Raw genomic sequence first — 281 nt, forward strand, 5'->3', positions numbered from 1 at the left:
TGATATACCCGTTCAAAGCCGCGCCCAGCGTACCTTGCGCCTGCATAATCAGGTCGCACGCTTCGCGCACCGCGCCTGCGCCGCCCGCGTGTTCCGTAATATAGGCGGCGTGTTGCCGCGTAAACCAATGCGCGCCGGGGACGGCAACCGGCAATCCGCAGCGCACCATTACCGGCAAATCGACCACGTCGTCGCCGACAAAGGCGCACTCGGCTTCTTCCACGCCCGCCTGCGCGCGCAATTCTTCATAGGCGGCACGTTTGTCGCTGATACCTTTGAAA

At 62.6% G+C, this 281-nt stretch carries 1 protein-coding gene; it reads right to left on the bottom strand.

Going from position 1 to position 281, the window contains the following annotated elements; translation table 11 throughout:
- A partial coding sequence (locus tag ACI43T_RS12025) for a KdsC family phosphatase (RefSeq protein WP_405387347.1) occupies window positions 1-281 on the bottom strand: 281 nt, incomplete at both ends.

The organism is Neisseria oralis (genome assembly GCF_045062685.1).
In the GTDB taxonomy this organism is placed as follows: domain Bacteria; phylum Pseudomonadota; class Gammaproteobacteria; order Burkholderiales; family Neisseriaceae; genus Neisseria; species Neisseria oralis.